21 protein-coding genes and 1 tRNA gene are annotated in these 21,738 nt (G+C 72.3%); 7 read left to right on the forward strand and 15 right to left on the reverse strand.

Features of this window, described 5'->3' with window-relative positions; translation table 11 throughout:
* Positions 1-237: 237 nt before the first annotated feature.
* On the forward strand, positions 238-1,506 hold the full coding sequence (locus tag ACFYP3_RS34345; RefSeq protein ID WP_388841478.1) for an amidohydrolase family protein: 1,269 nt from the start codon (positions 238-240) through the stop codon (positions 1,504-1,506).
* Between the two features lie 53 nt (positions 1,507-1,559).
* On the forward strand, positions 1,560-2,216 hold the full coding sequence (locus ACFYP3_RS34350) for an SDR family oxidoreductase (protein ID WP_388841481.1): 657 nt from the start codon (positions 1,560-1,562) through the stop codon (positions 2,214-2,216).
* A gap of 100 nt (positions 2,217-2,316) precedes the next feature.
* Here ACFYP3_RS34350 and ACFYP3_RS34355 read toward each other — a convergent pair whose 3' ends face one another.
* The gene (locus ACFYP3_RS34355) at positions 2,317-2,757 is read right to left on the reverse strand and encodes a DUF3574 domain-containing protein (protein WP_388841483.1); all 441 of its coding nucleotides are present in this window, start codon (positions 2,755-2,757) and stop codon (positions 2,317-2,319) included.
* A gap of 339 nt (positions 2,758-3,096) precedes the next feature.
* Between ACFYP3_RS34355 and ACFYP3_RS34360 the strand changes: the two genes are divergently transcribed.
* Positions 3,097-4,257 carry a hypothetical protein gene (locus ACFYP3_RS34360; RefSeq protein ID WP_388841486.1) on the forward strand — a complete coding sequence of 387 codons (1,161 nt, stop codon included), beginning with the start codon at positions 3,097-3,099 and terminating at the stop codon, positions 4,255-4,257.
* Between the two features lie 109 nt (positions 4,258-4,366).
* On the opposite strand, the gene ACFYP3_RS34365 is transcribed toward ACFYP3_RS34360, so the two are convergent.
* Positions 4,367-4,448, reverse strand: a tRNA-Tyr gene (locus ACFYP3_RS34365).
* 199 nt (positions 4,449-4,647) lie between these two features.
* Between ACFYP3_RS34365 and ACFYP3_RS34370 the strand changes: the two genes are divergently transcribed.
* The 3 genes from ACFYP3_RS34370 to ACFYP3_RS34380 all read left to right on the forward strand — a co-directional run bounded on the left by ACFYP3_RS34370 (position 4,648) and on the right by ACFYP3_RS34380 (position 8,014).
* Positions 4,648-5,136: a YajQ family cyclic di-GMP-binding protein gene (locus ACFYP3_RS34370; protein WP_030009008.1), complete on the forward strand. Its 489-nt coding sequence runs from the start codon at positions 4,648-4,650 to the stop codon at positions 5,134-5,136.
* A 199-nt stretch (positions 5,137-5,335) separates the two neighbouring features.
* Entirely contained in the window at positions 5,336-6,763 is a 1,428-nt protein-coding gene (locus tag ACFYP3_RS34375; protein WP_388841489.1) for a SulP family inorganic anion transporter, read from the forward strand.
* A gap of 18 nt (positions 6,764-6,781) precedes the next feature.
* A complete protein-coding gene (locus ACFYP3_RS34380) occupies positions 6,782-8,014 on the forward strand; it encodes an APC family permease (RefSeq protein WP_388841492.1) in 1,233 nt (410 codons plus the stop codon).
* Here ACFYP3_RS34380 and ACFYP3_RS34385 read toward each other — a convergent pair.
* From ACFYP3_RS34385 to ACFYP3_RS34445, 13 genes are all read right to left on the reverse strand, one after another.
* Entirely contained in the window at positions 7,998-8,522 is a 525-nt protein-coding gene (locus tag ACFYP3_RS34385; protein ID WP_388841494.1) for an SMI1/KNR4 family protein, read from the reverse strand. The genes ACFYP3_RS34380 and ACFYP3_RS34385 overlap by 17 nt on opposite strands.
* Positions 8,523-8,576: 54 nt before the next feature.
* On the reverse strand, positions 8,577-8,969 hold the full coding sequence (locus ACFYP3_RS34390) for a YccF domain-containing protein (protein ID WP_388841496.1): 393 nt from the start codon (positions 8,967-8,969) through the stop codon (positions 8,577-8,579).
* Positions 8,966-9,829: a zinc metalloprotease HtpX gene (gene htpX, locus ACFYP3_RS34395; RefSeq protein ID WP_388841499.1), complete on the reverse strand. Its 864-nt coding sequence runs from the start codon at positions 9,827-9,829 to the stop codon at positions 8,966-8,968. The genes ACFYP3_RS34390 and htpX overlap by 4 nt, the downstream gene beginning before the upstream one ends.
* Before the next feature lie 216 nt (positions 9,830-10,045).
* Positions 10,046-11,596, reverse strand: a complete 1,551-nt coding sequence (locus ACFYP3_RS34400; protein WP_388841502.1) for an NADH-quinone oxidoreductase subunit N — start codon at positions 11,594-11,596, stop codon at positions 10,046-10,048.
* Positions 11,593-13,146, reverse strand: a complete 1,554-nt coding sequence (locus ACFYP3_RS34405; protein ID WP_388841525.1) for a NuoM family protein — start codon at positions 13,144-13,146, stop codon at positions 11,593-11,595. The genes ACFYP3_RS34400 and ACFYP3_RS34405 overlap by 4 nt, the downstream gene beginning before the upstream one ends.
* A gap of 38 nt (positions 13,147-13,184) precedes the next feature.
* Positions 13,185-15,263, reverse strand: a complete 2,079-nt coding sequence (locus ACFYP3_RS34410) for an NADH-quinone oxidoreductase subunit L (protein ID WP_388841505.1) — start codon at positions 15,261-15,263, stop codon at positions 13,185-13,187.
* Positions 15,260-15,634 carry an NADH-quinone oxidoreductase subunit NuoK gene (nuoK, locus tag ACFYP3_RS34415; RefSeq protein WP_388841508.1) on the reverse strand — a complete coding sequence of 125 codons (375 nt, stop codon included), beginning with the start codon at positions 15,632-15,634 and terminating at the stop codon, positions 15,260-15,262. Before nuoK ends, ACFYP3_RS34410 begins: the two co-directional genes overlap by 4 nt.
* A complete protein-coding gene (locus ACFYP3_RS34420) occupies positions 15,634-16,236 on the reverse strand; it encodes an NADH-quinone oxidoreductase subunit J (RefSeq protein ID WP_388841511.1) in 603 nt (200 codons plus the stop codon). Before ACFYP3_RS34420 ends, nuoK begins: the two co-directional genes overlap by 1 nt.
* The gene (locus ACFYP3_RS34425; protein ID WP_388841528.1) at positions 16,233-16,856 is read right to left on the reverse strand and encodes a NuoI/complex I 23 kDa subunit family protein; all 624 of its coding nucleotides are present in this window, start codon (positions 16,854-16,856) and stop codon (positions 16,233-16,235) included. The genes ACFYP3_RS34420 and ACFYP3_RS34425 overlap by 4 nt, the downstream gene beginning before the upstream one ends.
* A complete protein-coding gene (locus ACFYP3_RS34430; RefSeq protein ID WP_388841514.1) occupies positions 16,853-17,821 on the reverse strand; it encodes an NADH-quinone oxidoreductase subunit H in 969 nt (322 codons plus the stop codon). The genes ACFYP3_RS34425 and ACFYP3_RS34430 overlap by 4 nt, the downstream gene beginning before the upstream one ends.
* Positions 17,818-19,407, reverse strand: a complete 1,590-nt coding sequence (locus ACFYP3_RS34435) for an NADH-quinone oxidoreductase subunit C (RefSeq protein WP_388841518.1) — start codon at positions 19,405-19,407, stop codon at positions 17,818-17,820. The genes ACFYP3_RS34430 and ACFYP3_RS34435 overlap by 4 nt, the downstream gene beginning before the upstream one ends.
* On the reverse strand, positions 19,404-19,991 hold the full coding sequence (locus ACFYP3_RS34440) for an NADH-quinone oxidoreductase subunit B family protein (RefSeq protein WP_361753679.1): 588 nt from the start codon (positions 19,989-19,991) through the stop codon (positions 19,404-19,406). The genes ACFYP3_RS34435 and ACFYP3_RS34440 overlap by 4 nt, the downstream gene beginning before the upstream one ends.
* Positions 19,982-20,389, reverse strand: a complete 408-nt coding sequence (locus ACFYP3_RS34445; protein WP_030710243.1) for an NADH-quinone oxidoreductase subunit A — start codon at positions 20,387-20,389, stop codon at positions 19,982-19,984. The genes ACFYP3_RS34440 and ACFYP3_RS34445 overlap by 10 nt, the downstream gene beginning before the upstream one ends.
* A 147-nt stretch (positions 20,390-20,536) precedes the next feature.
* On the opposite strand from ACFYP3_RS34445, the gene ACFYP3_RS34450 reads away from it, so the two are divergent.
* Positions 20,537-21,718 (forward strand): sensor histidine kinase, encoded by a 1,182-nt coding sequence (locus ACFYP3_RS34450; RefSeq protein ID WP_388841522.1) that lies wholly within the window; start codon positions 20,537-20,539, stop codon positions 21,716-21,718.
* Positions 21,719-21,738: the final 20 nt, after the last annotated feature.

The following is a 21,738-nucleotide window of genomic DNA, read 5'->3' on the forward strand; positions in this document are numbered from 1 at the left end:
CCAGAACCCCCACCATCACCCTCGCCGCGTGACCATCCCAAACAGCCCCATACCCGGCACCACATCCTTGACGAAGGACATAGAGACACCCCCCCGCAGGGCACCACACCAGTACGACTATTGCGCTCTTCCGTGAAGCGAGCTGCCCCGCACCCTAGGCTCTGAGCACGCTGCGTGATCTTGGGTCGTGGGCCGCGGCCAGGGCCCAGGAACCGCCCGAGCCACCGCAGGAGCGCGATGTCCGACAGCCAGCCGCAGCAGCCGTTCCAGGCCCCCCGTCATGGCAACGGCAACGCGGCCGCAGCCGAGGCCACCACCCTGCTGCTCGCCGGAGCCCGCCTCACCGACGGCCGGACCGTCGACGTCCGCCTCAGTGGCGGCCGGATCCAGGCCGTCGGCACCGCGGGCAGCCTCCCCTCCCCCGCGCTCTCCCGGGTCGACCTGGGCGGGTACCTGCTGCTCCCCGCCCCCGCCGAGCCCCACGCCCACGGGGACACCGCGCTGACCGCCGACGGCGAGGGCCCCGTCTCGTACACCCCCGACGAGGTCCAGCGCCGGGCCACCGAGGCGGCCCTGCTCCAACTCGGCCACGGTGCCACCGCCGTGCGTTCCCACGTGCGGATCGGCGACGTGCACGGCCTCGGCCCCATGGAGGCCGTGCTCCAGGCCCGCCGCTCCCTGCGCGGGCTCACCGACCTCACCTCGGTGGCCGTACCCCGGCTGCTGACCGGGGTGGCCGGCGCGGACGGGCTCGCCATGCTGCGGGACGCGGTCAAGATGGGCGCCTCGGTGATCGGCGGCTGCCCGGACCTGGACCCGGACCCGACGGGCTTCCTCGAAGCCGTCCTGGAACTCGCCGCCGAGCACGGCTGCCCAGTGGATCTGCACACGGACGGTGACGATCCGGGCCGCCTCTCCCGGCTCGCCGCGATGGCGGGCGGGCTCCGGCCCGGCGTGACCATCGGGCCGTGCGGCGGTCTGTCCCGGCTCCCGCTGGACGCGGCGGCCCGCGCCGCCGACCAACTGGCGGCTGCCGGCGTACGGGTGACCTGCCTGCCCCAGGGCGACTGCGCGGCCCTGGAGCGCCGCGGCCTGCGCACCGCGCCGGTGCGGCTGCTGCGGACCGCCGGCGTACGCGTCGCGGCCGGCAGCGGGGCGCTCAGGGACGCCGGGAACCCCGTCGGCCGCGGTGACCCGCTGGAAGCCGCGTACCTGCTGGCCTCCCAGGGCGGGTTGCGGGCGGGCGAGGCCTACGACTCGGTCAGCGCCTGCGCCCGCGAGGCCATGGGCCTGCCGGAGGTGCGGGTGGAGGCCGGCTTCCCGGCGGAGCTGCTCGCCGTACGCGGCGACCGGATCGCGGGCGTGCTGTCGCTGGCCTACAGCCGGATCGTGATCCACCGCGGGCGGGTGGTAGCCCGTACGAGTGCCGTACGGGAGTACTGCGACTCCGCGGTCGCGGTGGCGCTCGACCTGCCCCGGCAGGGCCGTACGGAGCCCGGTCCCTGAAACTCGCCGTGCGTTCGCGGGCGGGCGCGGCCGGCTCGTCGTACGGTCGGGACATGCGCATCGTCATCGCGGGTGGACACGGTCAGATCGCGCTGCGGCTGGAGCGCCTGCTCGCCGCGCGCGGGTACGAGGTCGCGGGCATCATCCGCGATCCGGCACAGGGCGACGACCTCAGGGAGGCGGGCGCCGAGCCGGTGCTCTGCGACCTGGAGTCGGCCTCGGTGGAGCACGTGGCGGGGATCCTGCACGGCGCGGACGTTGCCGTGTTCGCCGCCGGCGCGGGGCCGGGCAGCGGCATCGAGCGCAAGTTCACCGTGGACCGGGGCGCGGCGGTGCTGCTCGCCGACGCGGCCGAACGGGCCCAGGTGCGCCGGTTCCTGATCGTGTCGTCGATGGGCGCGGACGCGCACCACGAGGGTGACGAGGTCTTCGACGCCTATCTGCGGGCCAAGGGCGAGGCGGACGACTACGTACGGACCCGGCTGGGCCTGGAGTGGACGATCCTGCGCCCCGGCACGCTGGTCAACGACCCCGGGACGGGACGGGTCCGGCTGGAGGCGCGGACGGGCCCCGGGACCGTCCCGCGCGACGACGTGGCGGCGGTGCTGGCCGAGCTGATCGAGACCCCGGCGACGGCGGGCCTGACGCTGGAGCTGATCTCCGGTTCGAAGCCGATCCCGGTGGCCGTCAAGGACGTGGCGGGCAACTGACGGACCCATCCGGACGGGGTGGTTCGCGAGGGGGCCGGACGGGACGGTCCGGAACGGAAGGGCCGGACGGGACGGTGCGGACGGTGCTTCAGGCGGCGCCTCAGAACCCGGCGTTGACCTTGTCGTCGGACCGCCCGACCGAATCCTGCTGGTACTGGTCCTCGTAGGCCTGCCGGATCCGCTCGATGCGCGTGCTGCGCTCGTCCGCCTCCTTCTCCGGGTACAGCAGGACCACTTCGTACGAGGTCTCGCGGACGACCTTGCCGTCCTGGCCGCGCCACTGGCCGTACCCGTCGTGGAGGGTCAGCCCCTCGGGGAAGGCCGGCGTGATCTCCCGGTCCAGGAACCGCATGAACTCCCGCTCCTCGATGGGCCCGCGGCCGTCGGGGCGTGCGGTGCCGAAGTACAGCCGGGTCTCCTGGTAGGGCTCCCCCACGTCCGTGTGCAGGGCCGCTCCCATGAGAGCCGGAATGCCCGCGCCGAGCAGGGCGGCGAGCACTCCGCCGCCGACCTTCCCCCGTGTGTCAGATGTCCATTTCACCCCCGGTGAACGAACAGGAGCCCGAGACGATGCGGGCGACGGCGAGAAGCCCACCCGGCCCGGGTCCTCAGGCGCGGAACGGGCTTCTGCCAGGCGGAACGACGAGCGGGTGTCCTGACCGCGGGAGCCGGAGCATGGGGAATGCGGGTCCGGAGCGAACGGGCGACCGCCATTCGAATGCAATCTCAGAGCGTCCGAACCAGGGTGCGGGAGATGACCCGGCGCGAGCGATACCACTCGTACGTCTTGCCGGGCTCCATGATCAGTTTCCCCTCCTCTCCACGTGCAGGGAGAGGAGCAGGAGGGCTGCCCGGCTTGTAACCGAGAGGAAGGGCTTCGATGAAGAATCGTCTCGTACTCGCTGGATGTGCCGTGGTGGCGAGCGTGGGCATGTGCATGGCGGCTTCGCCGGCCATGGCGCAGGCGCCGACCAAGGCGACCATCGCCTGCGGCGATGTGGCCGCACTCATCACCGCCGTGGAGCAGGCGAATACGAACGGCGGCACGATCAACCTGGCCAAGGATTGTGCCTATCGCTTCGACATCGACTACGGCACCAGCTCGGGTAACGCCCTGCCGCCCATCACCGGGAACGTCGCGATCGTCGGCCACAACTCGACCCTGATCCGCTCCGTGAGCGGCGGCAGCCCGCTCTTCCGCATGCTCTCGGTGGAAGAGGGCGGCACCCTCACCCTCAAGGGCATCACCGTGACCGGCGGCCGCACCGACGGGAACGGCGCCGGCATCGACAACGCGGGCACCCTGCGCCTGGAGGACAGCAAGGTCGCCGGCAACCAGGCGGGCGGGGTCGGCGGAGGCATCGCCAACGAGGGCGGCGACGTCACCCTCGTCGACACCGAGATCCTGACCAACGTGGCGACGTCCGCCTCGGACGACGCGGGTGACGGCGGCGGCCTCAGCAACAGCGAGACCGGCACCCTCACGCTCCTGAAGAGCACCGTCGCGGGCAACACCGCAGACGAGGACGGCGGCGGCATCCAGAACGAGGGCACGCTGACCGTCGAGCACGGCCTCCTCACGAACAACGAGGCGCGCGACGGCAGCGGCGGCGCCATCAACAACCTCGGCTCCGCGAAGATCAAGCACACGAAGCTCATCGAGAACTGGGCCGGTCTCAACGGTGGCGCCATCAACAACGCCGCGGGCGCGACCCTGGAGATCGAGCAGTCCACCCTCGCCAACAACAAGGCGGGCAACGACGGCGGCGCCCTCAACAACGCGGGCACCGCGACGCTGAGGAAGACGAAGGTCGAGTCGAACTCGGCCGGGCACGACGGCGGAGGCATCAACAACGCGGAGGAGGCGGGCGGCGCCGCCACCCAGCTGACCCTGGAGCACTCGACGGTGGCGGAGAACCGCGCCGCGGGCGTCGGCGGCGGCATCAACAACCAGGCCGGCGCGGTCGTGACCCTCAGGGAGAGCAAGATCATCAAGAACCTGCCCGCGAACTGTGCCGGCACGGTCGCCGGCTGCTCCTGAGGCTCCCGCCACGGCGCTGAGGCCGGCCCGGCCGTAGCCCCGCGCTCCGGCATTGACGAAGAAGCCCCCCTGGCCTGCGTTTCCGCAGATCAGAGGGGCTTCTTTCGCGTGGCGGCGCCAGGGTTCGAACCTGGGTAGGCTGAGCCGGCAGATTTACAGTCTGCTCCCTTTGGCCACTCGGGCACACCGCCAAGATTTGCTGCCATTTTTTCCGCCCTGCGGCGGCGCTCCCTGGCAACGACGTAAACGATACCTGATGACCGGGGGTGCTTCGCCACCGGATTGATCAGCGATGCGGGCGGGCGCGGTGGCTAGGCTTTGCCGAGCGGGCCGGGGATGTCCGGCCGCGCCCTCCGGGGTGATCAAACCGACTTCAAGGAGCCACAGCACATGGCCGACTCCAGTTTCGACATCGTCTCGAAGGTCGAGCGGCAGGAGGTCGACAACGCCCTCAACCAGGCCGCCAAGGAGCTCTCGCAGCGCTACGACTTCAAGGGCACCGGTGCCACGATCGCCTGGTCCGGCGAGAAGATCCTGATGGAGGCGAACTCCGAGGAGCGCGTGAAGGCCGTCCTCGACGTCTTCGAGACCAAGCTGGTCAAGCGTGGGATCTCGCTCAAGGCGCTGGACGCCGGCGAGCCCCAGCTGTCCGGCAAGGAGTACAAGATCTTCGCCACGATCGAGGAGGGCATCTCCCAGGAGAACGCCAAGAAGGTCGCGAAGATCATCCGGGACGAGGGTCCCAAGGGCGTCAAGGCCCAGGTCCAGGGCGAGGAGCTGCGCGTCAGCTCCAAGAGCCGTGACGACCTGCAGGAGGTCCAGGCGCTGCTCAAGGGCAAGGACCTGGACTTCGCGATCCAGTTCGTGAACTACCGCTGACCCAGGTCCGAGACCTGCCACCACGCCGGCCCGGCGGTCCTCACCGACCGCCGGGCCGCGGCGTGTGTCGGGGGTGCGGAGGTGTGTGCGGGGCGTGTGCGGCGCACGCGCCACCGCGGCCTCCTGTGGGTACTTGGGCGGCGGGGAGTGCGCCCACCAGGCTGAGAACACCCATCACCTCGCGGCAGGGGGTTCTCGCATGTCTGGGGCCGGCACGTTTCGCGCAGACTTCGGGGCGTCCGTCGTCGTCGCGCTGGTCGCGTTGCCGCTGTGCGTGGGGGTGGCGGTCGCCTCCGGGGTGCCGGCCGAGCTGGGGATCGTCACCGGGGTGATCGGCGGCCTGGTCACGGGGTGGTTCCGCGCGAGCTCGCTCCAGGTGAGCGGACCGGCGGCCGGGCTCACCGTGCTCGTCTACGAGGCGGTGCAGACCCACGGACTGCCCGCGCTCGGGGTGCTGGTGCTGGCCGCGGGGGTGGTGCAGCTGGGCATGGGGGTGCTGCGGCTCGGGCGGTGGTTCCGGGCGATCTCGGTGGCCGTCGTCCACGGGATGCTGGCGGGAATCGGGCTGGTCCTCATCTCCGGGCAGTTGTACGCCCTGGGCAGCGTGGAGGCGCCGGGTCACACGCTGGCGAAGCTGGCCGGGGTGCACGAGCTCGGGGCGCAGGCCGACTGGGCCGCCGTGCTGCTCGGGGTCGGGACGATCGCCGCCATGGTCGCCTGGCGCCGGATGCCCGCCCGGCTGCGGCTCGTGCCCGGAGCGCTCGTCGGGGTGGCCGCCGCCACCGCCGCGGCCGCCCTGCTGCGGCTGCCCGTCGAGAAGGTGCGGGTGACGGGGGTGCTCGCGGCCGTGTCCCCGCCCGCCTGGGGCGATTTCCATGTGCTGGCCTCCTTGGGGGCGGCCGGGACGGTGATCGCGCTGGCGCTGATCGCTTCCGCCGAGACGCTGTTCAGCGCCGCCGCCGTGGACCGCATGCACGACGGGCCGAGGACCGAGTACGACCGGGAGCTCATCGCCCAAGGCGTCGGGAACAGCGTGTGCGGGCTGCTCGGGGCGCTGCCGATGACCGCCGTGATCGTGCGCAGCGCCGCCAATGTGGAGGCCGGCGCGCGCACGCGGGCGGCCAGGGTGATGCACGGCGGCTGGCTGCTGCTCTTCGCCGTGGCGTTCCCGCAGGTCCTGGAGGTCGTGCCGCTCGCCGCGCTGGCCGGGGTGCTGCTGCACGCGGGCTGGAAGCTGCTGCCGGCCAAGGCGGTGGCGGCGCTGTGGCGTACGCACCGGGGCGAGGCGGTGGTGCTGCTGGCCACGGCCTGCGCGATCGTGGTCACCAACCTCTTCGAGGGGGTGCTGGTCGGGTTGGGGCTGGCCGTCGCCAAGGCGGCCTGGGAGACCTCCCACGTGCACATCGAGGAGGTGTGGGAGGACGAGGCGCTGTGCGTGCGGATCGTGGGGAACGCCAGCTTCCTGCGGCTGCCCAAACTGCTTGACGCACTGGACGCGTTGCCGCACGGCCAGCCGGTGCGGCTCGACCTGAGCGGGCTGCGCCACCTCGACCACGCCTGTCTGACCGCCCTGGAGGGCTGGGAGCGGATGCGGACGCCGCTCCCCGGCCGGGAGGGCGTCATCTAGCCGGGTTACCCTCCGCCCGTGGAACAGCTGAAACGCACTCTGGGCGTCTCCGACGCCGTCGTCGTCGGGCTCGGCGCGATGGTCGGCGCCGGCATTTTCGCGGCCCTCGCCCCCGCGGCGGGGGCGGCGGGCGGTGCGCTGCTCGCCGCGCTCGCCCTGGCGGCCGTCGTGGCCTACTGCAACGCGCACTCCTCGGCGCGGCTCGCCGCCCGCTACCCGGCGTCGGGCGGCACGTACGTCTACGGGCGCGAGCGGCTCGGGCCCTTCTGGGGCCATCTGGCCGGCTGGGGGTTCGTGGTCGGCAAGACCGCCTCCTGCGCGGCGATGGCCCTCACCGTGGGCGCGTACGTCTGGCCCGGGCGGCAGCACGCCGTGGCCGTCGCGGCGGTGGTGGCGCTGACCGCCGCGAGCTACGGCGGTGTGCAGAAGTCCGCCCGGATCGCCCGGCTGATCGTGGCGGCGGTCTTGGCGGTGCTGGCCGGGGTGGTCGTGGTGTGTCTGACCTCGGGTGCGGCCGGGGCCGGGCGGCTGAGCGGCTCGGACTGGGACGCCGCCGGGCTGTTGCAGGGGGCCGGTCTGCTGTTCTTCGCCTTCGCGGGCTACGCCCGGATCACGACCCTGGGTGAGGAGGTGCGCGACCCGGAGCGGACGATCCCCCGGGCGGTGCCGCTCGCGCTGGGGATCGCGCTGGTGGTGTACGCGGCGGTGGCGGTGGCGGCGCTGTCGGTGCTCGGTGCCGACGGGCTGGCCCGGTCGGCGGCCCCGCTCGCCGACGCGGTCCGGGCGGCCGGCCACCCGGAACTGACCCCGGTGGTCCGGGTGGGCGCGGCCCTGGCCGCGCTGGGCTCGCTGCTGGCCCTCGTGCTCGGGGTTTCGCGGACCGCGCTGGCGATGGCCCGGGACGGTCATCTCCCGCGCGCGCTGGCCGCCGTACATCCCCGGCATCAGGTGCCGCACCATGCGGAGCTGGCAGTGGGTGCGGTCGTGGCGGTGCTCGCGGCCACCGCCGATCTGCGGGGCGCGATCGGTTTCTCCTCCTTCGGGGTGCTCGTCTACTACGCGATCGCGAACGCCTCCGCTTGGACTCTCGATTCAGGTGTCAAGGGGCGGGCCGTGGCAGCGGTCGGGCTGTCCGGCTGTGTGGTACTGGCGTGCGCGCTGCCCCTCGCGTCGGCGGTCGCGGGGGCGGCGGTGCTGGCGCTCGGCGCGCTGGCCTACGGGGTGCGGAGCCGGTTCAGATCCGCGATCTGAACTCGGTCCAGGGCTCCAGCTCCAGGTCGCGGTCCTCCCCCAGGCCCGACTCCTCGCAGAACCAGGCGGTGCCGTCGAGCCAGCCGCGCAGCCACCCGGCCAGGCTCGGGGTATCGACGGACCAGGCGAGGTCCGGCTCCCCCAGGCTGGGGTCGAACAGCAGGACTTGGGCGGTCTCGGAGCGGCAGTCCACGCAGGCGTACGTGGTACAGCCGAAGTCGGCTATCGGCAGCACGCCCTCGGGCCAGCGCCAGCCGGAAGCGCGGTACGCCTCGTAGCTCCGGACGGCCTGGCTCAGCGACAGCAGTCCGCATTCGGGGCCGAACCCGCCGTCGCCGACGCGGGTGTACAGCGCGGTGAGCAGCGCCGGCAGGGCGAAGCCCAGTATGCCCTCGGCCCGGGCGATCTCCCCGCTGGTCAACGGCGCCGGCAGGGGCCGTCCGTGCCCGTGCGCGGAGTTGCGTACGCGGTCGGCGACTTGCTCCAGCAACTGCTCGGTCTCGTTCATGCGTTCATGGTGACGCACCCCACCGACAGGCCGCCCGCCCTGTGGATAACCCGGTCAGCGGGAGGCGAACGGGGCGTCCGTCGGGACGATTTCGCGGCCCAGGGGGAGCAGGGAGAGCGGGACCATCTTGAAGTTGGCGATGCCGAAGGGGATGCCGATCAGGGTGATGCAGAGGGCGATGCCCGTGACGATGTGGCTCAGGGCCAGCCACCAGCCGGCCAGGACCAGCCACAGGACGTTGCCGATGCAGGAGCCGGCGCCGGCGTCGTGGCGCTCGACGGCGGTGTAGCCGAAGGGCCACAGGGCGTAGACGGCGATGCGGAAGGCGGCGATGCCGAAGGGGATGCCGATGATGGTGATGCAGAGCAGCACGCCTGCGAGCACGTACCCCAGGAACAGCCAGATGCCGCTCAGGATGAGCCAGATGACGTTCAGGACTGTCTTCATGGGCGGCGGCCTGCCATCTGTTCGAGCCGGGCGATGCGCTCGGCCATCGGAGGGTGTGTGGAGAACATCCTAGAAAGACCCTCACCTGGACGGAACGGGTTGGCGATCATCATGTGGCTCGCCGTCTCCAGCCGGGGCTCCGCCGGCAGCGGGAGCTGCTTGGTGCCCGCGTCCAGTTTGCGCAGGGCGCTGGCCAGGGCGAGCGGGTCCCCCGTGAGCTGGGCGCCGGATGCGTCGGCCTCGTACTCGCGCGAGCGGCTGATGGCCAGCTGGATCACGGAGGCGGCCAGTGGGCCCAGGATCATGATCAGCAGCATGCCGAGGAGGCCGGGGCCCTCGTCGTCGTTCGACCGACCGACCGGAATCAGCCAGGCGAAGTTCACCAGGAACATGATCACCGAGGCGAGGGCGCCGGCGACCGACGAGATCAGGATGTCGCGGTTGTAGACGTGGCTGAGCTCGTGGCCGATGACCCCGCGCAGCTCGCGTTCGTCGAGGATGCGCAGGATGCCCTCGGTGCAGCAGACCGCGGCGTTGCGCGGGTTGCGGCCGGTGGCGAAGGCGTTGGGGGCCTCGGTGGGTGAGATGTAGAGGCGTGGCATGGGCTGGCGCGCGGACGTGGAGAGCTCGCGCACCATGCGGTAGAGCTGGGGTGCTTCGAACTCGCTGACGGGGCGGGCGCGCATCGCGCGTAGAGCCAGCTTGTCGCTGTTCCAGTACGCGTAGGCGTTCGTCCCCAGGGCGATGACGACGGCGACGATCAAGCCGGTCCGTCCGAAGAAGCTTCCGATGAGGATGATGAGTGCGGACAGCCCGCCGAGGAGTACGGCGGTCTTGAGCCCGTTGTGCCGGCGGTGCACGGTACGCCCTCCAAATGGTGCGGCAGGGGGAGCCCCGTCATGGGTCTGAGGGTCTACGGTCCAGTGGACCCTCCCTTCCTGGTCAACGCGAGGTGAGGGCGTCTGGTTCCCAGGGCGCACGGGGGCGGCCGCCCGCCGCCGCCCCCTCCCGGGGGGCGGCGGGCCGGCGGCGGGCCTTGCTCCGTACGGGTGAGGGGCGGGTTCGGCGGCGTGCGGCTACTGCGCGAAGAGGCTGCCCGACGCGACGCGCAGGACGAGCTGCGGGGCGCCGGAGAGCACGACGGCGGTGATCGCGGTGACGATGATGGCCGCCGTCACCGGCCAGGGGGCCTTCGTACGGGTCCGCGCGCCCTCGACGGCCTCGGCGGCCTCGGCGCCCTCCGGCCCGCGGAAGAGCAGCGCGGTCCACCGCAGGTAGTAGTAGAGGGCGATGACGACGTTGACCGCCATGACCACGGCGAGCCAGCCCAGGCCCGCGTCGACCGCGGACCGGAAGACGGTGACCTTGGCGAAGAGCCCGATGATGCCCGGCGGCAGGCCCGCCAGGCAGAGCAGGAAGAAGGCCAGCGAGAGGGCTGCCAGCGGGCGCTCGGCGTACAGGCCCCGGTAGTCGCTGATCCGGTGGAGGGGCTTCGTACGGGCGACGAGGGCGGCCACGGCGAAGGCGCCGAGGTTCACGGCGGCGTACATGAGGGCGTAGGCGACGGTGGAGCCGATCTGGTCACGGCCGGAGTACGCGGCCGCGGCGATCGGGACCAGCAGGTAGCCGGCCTGGCCGACCGAGGACCAGGCGAGCAGCCGTACGGCGCTGTTCGGGCGGTCGGCGGTCTGGCGCAGCGCGCCGGCGTTGCCCACGGTCATGGTGAGCGCGGCCAGGACGGCGAGGGCCGGGCCCCAGATCTCGGAATACGCCGGGAAGGCGATCACGGTGACGAGGATGAGGCCGGTGAAGCCGACGGCCTTGCCGATCACCGAGAGGTAGCCGGCGATGGGCAGGGGGGCGCCGACGTAGGTGTCGGGGACCCAGAAGTGGAAGGGGACGGCCGCGGTCTTGAAGGCGAAGCCGACGAGGGTGAGCGCGACGCCGGCCATGGCGAGGGTGTCGAGCTGCCCGGGGACGTCTTCGAGGCGGTCGGCGACCTGGGTGAGGTGCAGGGAGCCGGTGGCGGCGTAGACGAAGCTGACGCCCATCAGCGACACGGCGGTCGCGGTGACGGAGGAGAGGAAGAACTTGAGGGCGGCCTCGGAGGAGAGCCGGTCGCCGCGGCGCATGCCGACGAGGGCGAAGGCCGGCAGCGAGGCGACTTCGAGGGCGACGATCAGGGTGGCGAGGTCGCGGGAGGCGGGCAGCAGGGCCGCGCCCGCGGCGGAGGAGAGCAGCAGGAACCAGTACTCGCCGGCGGGCATGCGGGTGTCGCGGACGGCGGTGACCGACAGCAGTGCGGTGACCAGGGCTCCGACCAGCACCAGGAACTGCATGACGAGCGTGAAGTGGTCGGCGACGTAGCTGCACGCCTGCGGGTCACCGGTGAGGCAGAAGGTGGTGCGGTCGCCGGCGCGCAGCGGCAGCAGGGTGGCGGTCGCGGCGGCCAAGCCGGCGACCGAGATCCAGCCGAGGACCGGCTTGCCGCGCTCGGGCACGAAGAGGTCGGCGACGAGGACGAGCAGGCCGACGGCGGCGGTGATCACCACCGGGGCGATGGCGAGCCAGTCGACGGACTGGACCAGGCTGGGGGTCTCGGCGGCGAAGACCGTCAGGGCCGTCATGAGTTGCCTCCTGCGAGGAGCTTCTGGACGGCCGGGTCGGTGAGGCCGAGGAGGACCGCGGGCCACAGGCCGGCGAGGACGGTGAGGGCGACGAGGGGCGTCCAGGCGGCGAACTCGTACCGCTGGATGTCCGCGACGGCGAGCTCGGGGCCGACCTTGGGGTCTCCCATGCAGACGCGTCGTACGACGATCAGCAGGTAGGCGGCGGTGAGCAGGGTGCCGAACGCCCCGACGGCCATGTAGGTGAGGAAGGCGGGGCGGGAGAGGCCCTCGGCGGGGTCGAAGGCGCCGAAGAGGGCCAGCATCTCGCCCCAGAACCCGGCCAGGCCCGGCAGGCCGAGGGAGGCGACGGCGGCGAAGGCGAGGAAGGCGCCCATGCGGGGGGCGCGGCCGTAGAGGGCGGCGCCGGTGGCCCCGGCGAGGGTGTCGAGGTCGGCGGTGCCGTAGCGGTCCTTGAGGGCGCCGACCAGGAAGAAGAGGAGGCCGGTGATCAGGCCGTGGGCGATGTTGGCGAAGAGGGCGCCGTTGACTCCGGTGGGGGTCATGGACGCGATGCCGAGGAGGACGAAGCCCATGTGGCCGACGGAGGAGTACGCGATGAGGCGCTTGAGGTCGCCCTTGTTCCCCTTGCGGGCCAGCGCGAGGCAGGCGAGCGATCCGTAGACGATGCCGACGGCGGCGAAGGCGCCCAGGTAGGGGGCGAAGGTGGCCATGCCGTCGGGGGTGACGGGGAGCAGGATGCGGACGAACCCGTACGTGCCCATCTTGAGCAGGACGCCGGCCAGCAGGACGGAGCCGACGGTGGGGGCGGCGGTGTGCGCGTCCGGCAGCCAGCTGTGCAGCGGCCACATCGGGGTCTTCACGGCGAGGCCGATGCCGATGGCGAGGACGGCCAGCAGCTGGGTGGTGTGGGTGAGTTCGCGGCCGTTGTCAGTGGCCAGTGCCACCATGTCGAATGTGCCGCTCTGCAGTCCGATCAGCAGCAGACCGAGCAGCATGACCACGGAGCCGAGGAGGGTGTAGAGGATGAACTTCCAGGCGGCGGCCTGCCGCTGAGCACCGCCCCAGCGGGCGATGAGGAAGTACATCGGGATGAGGACCATCTCGAAGGCGAGGAAGAAGAGCAGCAGGTCGAGGACGGCGAAGGTCGCGAGGGTGCCGGACTCGAGGACGAGGAGCAGCGCGACGAAGGCCTTCGGGGAGGGGCCCGCGGGGAGCTTGAAATAGCTGTAGAGCGCGCAGAGGAAGAAGAGCAGCGCGGTCATCAGGAGGAGGGGGAGCGAAATGCCGTCGACACCGAGGTGGATCCGGACGTCGAGCGCCGGGATCCAGCTGATGTCCGTCGTCGCCTGGAAGCGGGACGGCGTGTCGTGGTCGAAGCCCAGGGTGAGGGCGATCGCCGCAGCGAGGATCACGCCGGTCACGGTCACGCCGTGGCGGAGCACGGCCTGTTCGGGGCTGCGGCCCTTGAGGCCGGGCGGGGCCGGCAGGAGCGCGGCGACGGCGCCGAGGAGCGGTGCGGCCACGATGAACGCCAGAAGGAACTGCATCACGGACGGGCTGATATCAATCACGGCTGACTCACGGCTCACGATCCGGCGTTGACGTTGGCGAGGACGGCGGTGGCGATCGCCAGGACCACGGCGCCGGCGAGCAGGGCGCTCAGGTAGCTCTGCACGTTGCCGGTCTGGGCGCGGCGTACGAGGCTGCCGAGCAGCCGGGGGCCGGTGCCCGCGCCGCGGACGTACGTGTCCACGACCTCGCGGTCGAGGAAGCGGACGAGGCTTGCCGCCGCCCGGACGGGGCGGACGAAGAGCCGGTCGTAGACGGCGTCGAGGTGGAAGCCGTCGGCGGCGTGGCGGTGCAGCGGGCCGAGGAGCGCGCGTCCGGGGTCGGGGGCGGGGCCGGCCGGGACGGCGGGGTGGTCGTGGGTCACCTCGGCGACCTCGGGGGTCTCGGCCGCGGACTCGGCGGCGGCGGTGGCCGCGGATGCGGCGGCGGCCACGGCGGCGGGCTGCGGGGCGCCCGCTCCGATGCCGGGGACGGCAGCGGTGACGGCTCCGGGGACCGCTCCGGCGGTGGCGGGGGTCGTGGCCGTGCGGGCCGCGGCGCGCTGCCAGAGGGCGTAGGTGAGCATCACGCCGATGACCGCGGCGCCCGTGCCGAGGACCGAGGTGACCAGGGTCGGGGTGAGCTGTGCGCCGTCGAACCAGTCGGCGATGGGGTCCGCGGCGAGGCCGAAGCCGACCGACGGGATCGCGAGCAGCCACAGCACGCCGGTCATGGCGATGGGCTCCTTGCCGTGGTCGGGGGCGGCTGCGCCCCGGCCCCGGAAGGCCATCAGCCACAGCCGGGTGGCGTAGGCGGCGGTGAGCAGGGCGGTCAGCACGCCGGCGACGAGCACGAGCCAGCCGGCGCTGCTCGGGGCGAGGTCCGAGTGGCCGGTGGCGGTCTGCTCGGCGGCGACGAGGACGGCTTCCTTGGAGAAGAAGCCGGCGAAGGGCGGGATCGCGGCGAGCGCGAGCAGCGCGATCGTCATCGTCCAGAAGGCGTCGGGGATGCGCTTGGCCAGGCCGTCCATCCGGGACATGGCGGCGAGGGAGTTCGTACCGGCGGCGTGGATGATCACGCCCGCACCGAGGAAGAGGAGCGCCTTGAAGACGCCGTGGGACAGGAGGTGGAAGACGGCGGCGCCACGGTCGCCGACGGCCAGGGCGCCGGTCATGTAGCCGAGCTGGCCGATCGTGGAGTAGGCGAGCACCCGCTTGATGTCGTCCTGGGCGAGGGCGGCGAGGGCGGATCCGACCATCGTGACGGCCGCCATGACGGCCATCACCACCAGTGCGGCGCGGGAGGCCGCGAAGACGGGGAGGAGACGCGCGATGAAGTAGACACCGGCGGCGACCATCGTCGCGGCGTGGATCAGCGCGGAGACCGGGGTGGGGCCCGCCATGGCGTCGGGGAGCCAGGTGTGCAGCGGGAACTGCGCGGACTTGCCCGCGACTCCGGCGAGCAGGAGCAGCGCGATCAGCGTCGGGTGGTCGAGGCCGCCGGCGGCGACGGTGCTCAGGATCTTCGTGATCCGGAAGGAGCCGGCGTCGGCGGCGAGCGCGAACAGGCCGATCAGGAAGGGGACGTCGCCGAGCTTGGTGACGAGGAAGGCCTTCAGGGAGGCGGAGCGGGCCGCCTCGGTCTCCCAGTAGTGGCCCACCAGGAAGTACGAGCAGATGCCCATGACCTCCCAGCCGACCAGCAACACCATCAGGTCGCCGGAGTAGACGACGAGCAGCATCGCGGAGGTGAACAGTGAGACGAGAGCGGCATACGACGGGTAGCGCGGGTCCTCACGGAGGTACGCCGTCGAGTAGAGCTGTACGCACGTGGCGACGAGGCCGACCAGGACGGCGACCAGCACGGCGAAGCCGTCCAGGTAGAGCGAGAGGTCGATCGGCACCGAGCCGGTCGGGGTCAGCTCGGTCGCCGTGCTGATCGCCGGGCCTCCGCCCTGGCGGACGGCGACGGTCACGGCCAGTGCGGCGGCGCCGAGCGTCGGCAGGATCGCGAGCGGCCGGACGAAGCCGGGCGCGGTGCGGCCGAAGAGCAGTCCCGCCACCGCGCCCAGGAAGGGGAGCAGCGGGACGAGGACGGCGAGGGTCGTGGTGCTCACGCGGTGACCTCGCTCCGGGTGTTCGGGGTGGTCGGGGTGTTCGTGGAGGCCTGTGCGGGCTCGTGGCCTTCGGCGGTGTCGCGCAGCCGGTCGACGTCCGAGGTGCCGCGGTTGCGGTACACCATCAGCACGATCGCGAGGCCGATGCCGATCTCGGCGGCGGCGATGGCGATGGTGAAGAGGGTGAGGGCCTGGCCGGCGTGCAGGGCGTCGCGGAGCCAGACGTCGAAGGCCACCAGGTTGAGGTTGACGGCGTTGAGCATAAGCTCGACGGACATCAGGACCAGGATGGCGTTGCGGCGGGCGAGTACGCCGTACAGGCCCGTGCAGAAGAGGAGCGCCGCGAGGACCGCGGGGTAGGCGAGGTGCATCAGCGCTGCCCCTTGTCACTGGCGACGCCGTCTTCGGCGGGACTGTTCCTGCGGGACAGCACGATGGCGCCGATCAGGGCCGCGAGGAGGAGGACGGAGAGCGCCTCGAAGGGCAGCACCCAGTGCTGGAAGAGGATCTCGCCGGAGACCTTCGTCGAGCCCTGGACCGGCCCGTCGAGGTCGATCCAGGTCGTGCGGAAGGCGTCGACGACGACCCAGACCAGTGCCACGGCGGCGACGGCGGCGACGCCGAGCGCGATCCACCGGTTGCCGGAATCCGCGTCCGGGGAGCGGCCGATGGGTGCCTTGGTGAGCATCAGCCCGAAGAGGAGGAGGACGACCACGGATCCGAGGTAGATGAGGACCTGGACCCAGGCGATGAACTCGGCGGTCAGCAGCAGGTACTCGACGGCGATGCCGCCGAGTGCGACGACCAGCCAGAGGGCGGCGTGCACCAGCTGCCGGGTGGTGACCGTGACGAGGGCCGCGCCGAGGGTGGCGAGTCCGACGAGCACGAAGGCGATCTCGACGCCGGTCGGGGAGAGGAAACCGGGCCCGGTGGCGGCGGCTTGGGCCGCGGCCAGGGTGGCGGCGTGGGTCACGCGTCTCCCTCCGGGGTCGGGGTGGTCGGGGGTTCGGCTCCGCCGTCGGTCGCGGTGGCGGCTGCTGCCGCGGCTGCCGCGGCGGCGGCCGCCGCAGCTGCCGCTTCGGCCTTCTCCACTGCCTTGCGGGCGGCGGCGATCTCCTTGGGCTCCTCGGCGGCCGGGTCCAGCGCGGGCGGGGCCGGGACGGTCCACATCCACTCGCGGAGCTTGTCGCGCTCGTGGGTCAGCTCGTGGATGTCGGTCTCCGCGTATTCGAACTCCGGCGACCAGAAGAGGGCGTCGAAGGGGCACACCTCGATGCAGATGCCGCAGTACATGCAGAGGGAGAAGTCGATGGCGAAGCGGTCGAGGACGTTGCGGCTGCGCTCGCGGCCACCCGGGGTGGAGGCGGGGACCGTCTCCTTGTGGGAGTCGATGTAGATGCACCAGTCGGGGCACTCGCGGGCGCACAGCATGCAGACCGTGCAGTTCTCCTCGAACAGGCCGATGACCCCGCGGGAGCGGGGCGGGAGTTCGGGCTGGGCCTCGGGGTACTGGGCCGTGTGCGAGCGCTTCGTCATCGTGCGCAGTGTGACGGCCAGGCCCTTGGCGAGGCCGGATCCGGGGATGGGCATCAGTTCATCGCCACCTTCACGATGCCGGTGAGCGCGATCTGGGCGAGCGCGAGCGGGATGAGTACGGTCCAGGCGAGCTTCTGGAGCTGGTCCTCGCGCAGGCGCGGGTAGCTCACGCGGAGCCAGATCACGACGAAGGCGAGGACCGCGGTCTTGAGGAGGGTCCAGACCCAGCCGAGTCCGTCGGCGCCGAAGGGGCCCTGCCAGCCGCCGAGGAAGAGGACGGTGGTGAGGGCGCAGAGGACGACGATGCCGGCGTACTCGGCGAGGAGGAACAGCGCGAAGCGGAGGCCGGTGTACTCGGTGTACGCGCCGAAGATGATCTCGGAGTCGGCGACGGGCATGTCGAAGGGGGGCCGCTGCAGTTCGGCGAGGCCGGCGGTGAAGAAGACGAGCGCGCCGACGATCTGCCAGGGCAGCCACCACCACGCGAAGCTCTCCACGATGCCGGGGAGGGAGACCGTCCCGGCCGCCATCGCCACCGAGGCGGCGGCGAGCAGCATGGGGAGCTCGTAGGCGAGCAGCTGGGCGGCGGTGCGCAGGCCGCCGAGCAGGGAGAACTTGTTGGCGGAGGCCCAGCCGGCCATGAGGGAGCCGAGCACTCCGACGCCCATGACGGCGAGTACGAAGAACAGACCCGCGTCGATGACCTGGCCGACGGCGCCCTCGCCCGGGCCGATGGGGATGGCGAGGAGGACGAGGAGGTACGGCAGCAGGGCGACGGCCGGGGCCAGCTGGAAGATCCGACGGTCGGCGTTGGCCGGGACGATGTCTTCCTTCTGCGCGAACTTCACGCCGTCGGCGACGAGCTGGGCCCAGCCGTGGAAGCCGCCGGCGTACATGGGGCCGAGGCGGCCCTGCATGTGGGCCATCACCTTGTGCTCGGTCTGCCCGACGACGAGCGGGAGCACCAGGAAGACGGCGAAGACGACGATCAGCCGCAGGGCGACGTCGAGGACGTCGTTCACGCGTCGCCTCCGTTGTCGGTGGTGGGGTGGGTACGGGGGGTACGGGGGGCCTCTGCCTCCGGCGGGGTCGGCGGGGTCTCGGCCTGCGGCTCGGTGGGCTCGGGCTTCGCCGTGTCGGCGTCTGCCTCTGCCTCCGGCGGGGTCGGCGGGGTCTCGGCCTGCGGCTCGGTGGGCTCCGGCTTCGCCGTGTCGGCCTGCGGCCGGGTCGCCTCCGGCTCGGGCTTCGCCGCCCCTGCGTCTGCCTCCGGCGCGGGGGGCGGGGTCTCGGTCTGCCGAACCGTGGGCTCAGGCTTTGCCGCGCCTGCGTCTGCCTGCGGCGTTTCGGGCCGGGGCTCGGTCGGTTCGGGCTTCGCTGTGGCTGCGGTCGGCTGCGCCGGGGCTGTCGGGTTGTCGAAGGCGGGCTTCGGGTCGTGCCAGGGGGCGTCCGAGCTGCGGGGCGCGACCCGGCGGGACGCGTCCGGGGTCTGGCTCGCGGAGCCCTCCGTCGCCGAGGGGGTACGGCGTGCCTCGGGCGTCGGGGGCTGGCTCGCGGAACCGTCGCTCGCGCTGCGGGTGCGGCGGGGCGGGCGGGCCGGGGCTTCGGTGGCCGGGGGTGTCGGGGTGTCCGCCGGCTTCGCGGGCGCCTGGCTTGCCGAGCCCTCCGCCACCGAGCGGGTGCGGCGGGGCGGGCGGGCCTCGACTGCCGGGGGCGTCGGGGTGTCCGCCGGCTTCGCGGGCGCCTGGCTTGCCGAGCCCTCCGCCACCGAGCGGGTGCGGCGGGGCGGGGCTTCGGTGGCCGGGGGTGTCGGGGTGTCCGCCGGCTCCGCGGGCGCCTGGCTTGCCGAGCCCTCCGCCACCGAGCGGGTGCGGCGGGGCGGGCGGGCTTCGGCTGCCGCGGGCTGGGTGGCCGAGCCTTCGGCGACCGAGCGGGTGCGGCGGACCGGGGCGCCCTCGCGCGGGGTGCGGGCGGCGGCGCCCGCCGCGCCGGCGGCGCGCGGGGTGCGGGCCGGGCGGGCGGGGGCCGGCGGGAGCTGTCCCTTCATCGGGCCCCAGTCGTTGGGGTCCGGGACGCCCGGCGGAAGCATCTGGCGGCGCTTCGGCGCGTCCGGATCGTGGGCCTCGCCCGGTTCCTTGGCGCCGGGCCAGGCCTTGGCGACGCGCGCGGCCAGGACGAAGTCCTTGCGCAGCGGGTGCCCTTCGAAGTTTTCCGGGAGGAGGAGGTGGACGAGGTGCGGGTGGTCGGTGAAGACGACCCCGAACATCTCGTACGTCTCGCGCTCGTGCCATTCCGCTCCCGCGTAGACGGCGATGGCCGACGGCAGGGAGGGGGCGCTGTGCGGGACGGTCGTGCGCAGCAGGAGGCGGCGTACGCGGTGGTTCTCCAGCGAGGCGACGTGCGCGCAGATCCGGAAGCCGGTGCCGGGCTCGTCGACCGCGCTCAGCCAGTCGAAGTACGTGCAGCCCAGCTTGTCGCGGGCGATTTCGAGGGCGGCGATCCAGCTGCCGACGGGCACGTCCACGGTGAGGACGTCGTACGAGAACTCGGCGACGGCCTCGGCTCCGAAGACCGTCGGCGCCGCGTCGGGGAGGGAGTCGTAGAGGTTCACGCACCGCTCCCGGGGGCCGGAGGGGCCGTGACCAGCCCGCTCGTGAGCTGGGAGACGGACGGCCCGGCGGCGTAGCGGTCGGCCAGCGACTCGCGGGCGATCTTCTCCTGGAGCTTGAGGATGCCCTGGAGGAGCGCCTCCGGGCGCGGCGGGCAGCCCGGGACGTAGACGTCGACGGGGATGATCTGGTCGACGCCCTTGGTGACCGAGTACGAGTCCCAGTACGGTCCGCCGCAGTTGGAGCAGGCGCCGAAGGAGATGACGTACTTCGGCTCCGGCATCTGCTCGTAGAGCCGCTTCACCGCCGGGGCCATCTTGTCCGTGACGGTGCCCGAGACGATCATGAGGTCGGCCTGGCGCGGTCCGGGGGCGAAGGGGATCACGCCGAGGCGGATGAAGTCGTGCCGGGCCATGGAGGCGGCGATGAACTCGATCGCGCAGCAGGCCAGACCGAAGTTGAAGACCCACAGGCTGTACCGGCGGCCCCAGTTCAGGACCACCTTCATGGGTTCCGGGGCGAGGCGGGAGAGGACTCCCAGGCGCTTGGGCTCCGGGAGCAGCTCCGGCTGAGGTGTCACGTCCATTCGAGGACGCCCTTCTTGTACGCATAGAGCAGGCCGACGGCCAGGAAGCCCAGGAAGATGAACATCTCCACCAGCGTCGTGGCGCCGTAACCGGCGGCGGCGAACACCGTCGCCCACGGGAACAGGAAGATCGAGTCGACGGCGAAGATGACGTAGAGGAACGCGTAGACGTAGTAGCGGACCTGGGTGTGCGCCCAGCCCTCGCCCACCGGGTCCACACCGCATTCGTACGTCAGCAGCTTCTCGTGGGTCGGGACCACGGGCCGCAGCAGACGGCCGGCGCCGAAGGCCACGGCCACGAAGAGCACACCGAGGGCGGCCAGCAGACCGACGACCGAATAACTCCGGAAGTAGTCCGCCGCGAGCACGGTTACGGTCGATACCGTTGGTTCGGGCACGTCCGTTCCTCGCTCCTCGGTCACTGTCGACGATCTGGTACGGACGGGAGTCTAGGGCCTGCCTCACACAGGGTGGGGTTATCCCCCGTTCACAGCACCCCGGACACCCCATGGCATCGGCGGGCCGCTCTTGACAGGCTGTGGCCCATGACCACGAGCCGTGCCCTCCCCGACAACGATCGGCCTCCTCCCGTGCGCGCCGCTTTCAGCGCCGTGACGTGGAAGGAGATCGCCCATCTGCTGACCAATCTGCCGTTGGCGATCGTCGGATTCGTTTACGCGGTTGTCATGGTTTCCGTCACTGGCGGTCTTTCCGTGACCGCGATCGGAATTCCCCTGCTCGCATGCGGTCTGTATCTGTCTCGGCAAATGGGACGGCTGGACCGGGCGCGCGCCCGCGTGCTGCTCGGCGTACGGGTGGACGAGCCGACCCCGATCCCCGGTCCGAAGCGGTCCGGCGGATTCTTCCCCTGGTTGTGGACGAGCATCAAGGACCCGGTCGGCTGGCGGACCGTGCTGTACCAGCTGATCCGGCTGCCGTGGGGGGTGCTCACCTTCACGGTAGCCCTGACCGGCCTGTTCGTGCTGTGGCCGGTGCTGCCGTACGTGGCGCGGCTGCTGACGAACGCGGACCGGGCGATGGTACGGGGGCTGCTGTCGCCCTCCGACGACCTGGAGCGGCGGATCGCGGAGCTGGAATCCGACCGCGGCGTGGTCGTCGACACCGCGGCGGCCGACCTGCGGCGCATCGAACGGGACCTGCACGACGGGGCGCAGGCGCGGCTGGTGGCGCTGGCGATGGGGCTGGGCCTGGCGAAGGAGAAGCTGCTGGAGGACCCGGAGGGCGCGGCCGCGATGGTCGACGAGGCCCACGGCGAGGTGAAGCTGGCGCTCCAGGAGCTGCGGGACCTCGCGCGAGGGATCCATCCGGCCGTGCTGACGGACCGGGGGCTGGACGCGGCGCTGTCTTCGGTGGCGGCGCGGTGCGTGGTGCCGGTGAAGGTGGCGGTCGACCTGCCGGAGGCGCGGCCGGCGGAGGCGATCGAGGGGATCGCGTACTTCGTGGTGTCCGAGCTGCTGCAGAACGTGAGCAAGCACGCGGGGCCGGGGGCGCGGGGCGCGAGCGTGGAGGTGTGGCGGGCGGGGGCGCGGCTGCTGATACGCGTGGCGGATGACGGGCGGGGCGGGGCGGGGGCCTCCGGCGGGGGGAGCGGGTTGGCGGGCTTGGCGGAGCGGTTGGATGCGGTGGACGGGGTGCTGGTGGTGGATTCGCCCGCGGGGGTCGGGACGACGGTGACGGCGGAGCTGCCGTGGCGTGACCGGGGGTAGCCCCCGGGCCCCCTTTTTGT

The sequence above is a fragment of the Streptomyces sp. NPDC005533 genome (assembly GCF_042871845.1).
Lineage (GTDB): Bacteria > Actinomycetota > Actinomycetes > Streptomycetales > Streptomycetaceae > Streptomyces.

What these genes read in the sequence shown, in the direction of transcription:
- ACFYP3_RS34345 (WP_388841478.1), top strand. Translation starts at nt 238, where the DNA reads ATGTCCGACAGCCAGCCGCAGCAGCCGTTCCAGGCCCCCCGTCATGGC.
- ACFYP3_RS34350 (WP_388841481.1), top strand. Translation starts at nt 1,560, where the DNA reads ATGCGCATCGTCATCGCGGGTGGACACGGTCAGATCGCGCTGCGGCTG.
- ACFYP3_RS34360 (WP_388841486.1), top strand. Translation starts at nt 3,097, where the DNA reads ATGAAGAATCGTCTCGTACTCGCTGGATGTGCCGTGGTGGCGAGCGTG.
- ACFYP3_RS34370 (WP_030009008.1), top strand. Translation starts at nt 4,648, where the DNA reads ATGGCCGACTCCAGTTTCGACATCGTCTCGAAGGTCGAGCGGCAGGAG.
- ACFYP3_RS34375 (WP_388841489.1), top strand. Translation starts at nt 5,336, where the DNA reads ATGTCTGGGGCCGGCACGTTTCGCGCAGACTTCGGGGCGTCCGTCGTC.
- ACFYP3_RS34385 (WP_388841494.1), bottom strand. Translation starts at nt 8,522, where the DNA reads ATGAACGAGACCGAGCAGTTGCTGGAGCAAGTCGCCGACCGCGTACGC.
- ACFYP3_RS34390 (WP_388841496.1), bottom strand. Translation starts at nt 8,969, where the DNA reads ATGAAGACAGTCCTGAACGTCATCTGGCTCATCCTGAGCGGCATCTGG.
- ACFYP3_RS34400 (WP_388841502.1), bottom strand. Translation starts at nt 11,596, where the DNA reads ATGACGGCCCTGACGGTCTTCGCCGCCGAGACCCCCAGCCTGGTCCAG.
- ACFYP3_RS34405 (WP_388841525.1), bottom strand. Translation starts at nt 13,146, where the DNA reads ATGCAGTTCCTTCTGGCGTTCATCGTGGCCGCACCGCTCCTCGGCGCC.
- nuoK (WP_388841508.1), bottom strand. Translation starts at nt 15,634, where the DNA reads ATGCACCTCGCCTACCCCGCGGTCCTCGCGGCGCTCCTCTTCTGCACG.
- ACFYP3_RS34440 (WP_361753679.1), bottom strand. Translation starts at nt 19,991, where the DNA reads ATGGACGTGACACCTCAGCCGGAGCTGCTCCCGGAGCCCAAGCGCCTG.
- ACFYP3_RS34450 (WP_388841522.1), top strand. Translation starts at nt 20,537, where the DNA reads ATGACCACGAGCCGTGCCCTCCCCGACAACGATCGGCCTCCTCCCGTG.